The following is a 2,032-nucleotide window of genomic DNA, read 5'->3' on the forward strand; positions in this document are numbered from 1 at the left end:
CCTCGTTGCCGGTGTGCAGGTCGCGCACGATGGCGCGCGGCTCGGCCACTGCGCCCAATATCGAGTGGCTGATCGCGTTCCGCTTCCTGCAGGGGCTCGGCGCCAGTGCTGGCATGGCCGTGCCGCGCGCCATCGTGCGCGACCTGCACACCGGCAACGAGGCGGCCAAGCTGATGTCATTGCTGATGCTGGTGTTTTCGGTGTCGCCGATTCTCGCGCCGTTGACCGGCAGCCAGATCATCGAGAGCTTCGGCTGGCGCGCCGTGTTCTGGACGGTCACGGGTGCCGCGGCTTTAGCCACCATCCTGCTCGCCACCTCGCTGAACGAGACGCGGTCGGTCGAGGAGCGCGCCAACTCGTCCTTCGGCACGGCGCTGGCCGGCTACCGCTATCTGATGGGTGACCGCAACTTTCTCGGCCTGACGGCGATCGCCGGCTTCGGCATTGCGAGCTTCTTCGTCTACCTGTCGAGCTCGTCCTTCATCCTGATCGGCCATTACGGCCTGTCGCCGTCGGTCTACAGCGTGTTCTTCTCGATCAATGCGGTCGCCTTCATCGGCATGTCGCAGCTGACCGGAATGCTGGCCGATCGCTTTGGCTTGAAGCGGGTCGTCTGGGTGGCGGTCACCGGCTACGCCACGGTGATGGTGGCGCTGTTCGCGATCATGGCTTCGGGCGTCGACCGGCTCGACGTGATGGCGGCGCTGCTCTTCGTCGGCTACGGCTTCCTCGGCCTGGTCATCCCGACCACCTCGGTGCTGGCGATGGAAGAGCATGGCGAGATCGCCGGCACCGCCTCGGCGCTGATGGGCACGCTGCACTTCGCCATCGGCGCGCTGGCGATGGGCGTCGCCGGCATCTTCTTCGACGGCACGCCGCTGCCCATGGTTGCCGGCATCACGCTTTGCGCGGTGATCTCGTTCAGCCTAGCCAAGCTTACACTCGGCCGAGCGCGCGAAGCGGTCGAAGCGCCCGCGGAGTAAGAGAACCCACAAAAGATCGAAAAAGGCCGGGCTTGCCCGGCCTTTTTCACGTCGATGACAATCCGGCCACGTCGAGGGCAGGATGGCGCATGCGCGCCGGACGAGCCTTGGCCGTTCGGTCGAGTTCGGATGAAAGCAAAGAGGGGGGAAGGTGGAGGTTTCTGTTGCCAGGTACCTCCGAACCCCGCCTAGAAGTGCGAACCTCTAGGGCTTGATTCGAAGCGTTCGCACTGCATTAAGCAGCGAGACGAGCTTCCGCATAGTTGTCGTTGGCAACTATAAGTTTAGCCCGATGACGGTGGTACAATGCCGGGCAAAAGTACGATCTTTACACCTTCGTCGATCCTATTTCGCCCCCAGCAAAAGCCGCTCCGTCGACCAGAGCGGTTTTTGGTGGAGGCGCCGGGTACCGCCCCCGGGTCCGAACGGCTTATTTCATCGCCTGTTTATCGCCATAGTCGGTCAAGCCGACGAAAAGAATATAGGGACCGATCATGGAAAATGGAAGGCCAAACCGGCACTTGTCCCCGGCGCCAAACTCGACAGCCGAGGGTTGACTTGCGCGCTTACTCAATCGAAGCTCCGCCGGCGATGAGGAATCTCTGACCTAGCGCACAGCTTGCGCGGCGCGCCACAAGCCTCATTGACCGGATCCGTGGCGCCGACGAGGGGAAGTTTGATGGCCGACTATCTTGCGGATGTGAAGAAATACGATGCCGGCGTTAGCGCCGACGCGGTCGAGAAGATCGTCAAGCATCTGGGCATCGCACTCAGGAACCGCGATTCCGCGCTGGTGTCCTGCACCGACCCGAAGGAACTCGAGCGCGTTCGGGAGAACTGGGTCGGCAAGAAGCTCGGCATCGCCGATGCCGCCAAGGCCGACGCCTCGATCGAGAAAGTCTGCAAGGCGATGGCCGCCGACAACACCAAGAGCCGCGTGACCTTCTACTACCTGGTGGCGAAGGATCTGGGCAAGCTGGGTTCTCTCTGAGCGTGGCCGTCGGTAGCCGGCACGCCGTCGTGTCGGCGCGCCCTGGATTCTCCGGCGC

2 protein-coding genes and 1 other RNA gene are annotated in these 2,032 nt (G+C 63.2%); 2 read left to right on the forward strand and 1 reads right to left on the reverse strand.

The annotated features are described in order from the left end of the window. On the forward strand, window positions 1-983 hold a 983-nt coding region (locus tag EOA29_RS34350), incomplete at its 5' end, for an MFS transporter (protein ID WP_127222253.1). A gap of 150 nt (window positions 984-1,133) precedes the next feature. Here the strand turns inward: EOA29_RS34350 and ssrA are convergent. Then, window positions 1,134-1,494: a transfer-messenger RNA gene (ssrA, locus tag EOA29_RS34355) on the reverse strand. 168 nt (window positions 1,495-1,662) lie between these two features. Here ssrA and EOA29_RS34360 point away from each other — a divergent pair. Then, window positions 1,663-1,974, forward strand: coding sequence for a DUF2853 family protein (locus EOA29_RS34360; RefSeq protein WP_126093135.1), 312 nt, complete (start codon window positions 1,663-1,665; stop codon window positions 1,972-1,974). The last annotated feature ends 58 nt before the right edge of the window (window positions 1,975-2,032 follow it).

Origin of the sequence: Mesorhizobium sp. M1E.F.Ca.ET.063.01.1.1 (assembly GCF_003998155.1) — a bacterium.
Taxonomy (GTDB): domain Bacteria; phylum Pseudomonadota; class Alphaproteobacteria; order Rhizobiales; family Rhizobiaceae; genus Mesorhizobium.

Bases quoted from the DNA above. Each gene is read 5' to 3' on its own strand.
- EOA29_RS34360 (WP_126093135.1), top strand. From the start codon at position 1,663: ATGGCCGACTATCTTGCGGATGTGAAGAAATACGATGCCGGCGTTAGC.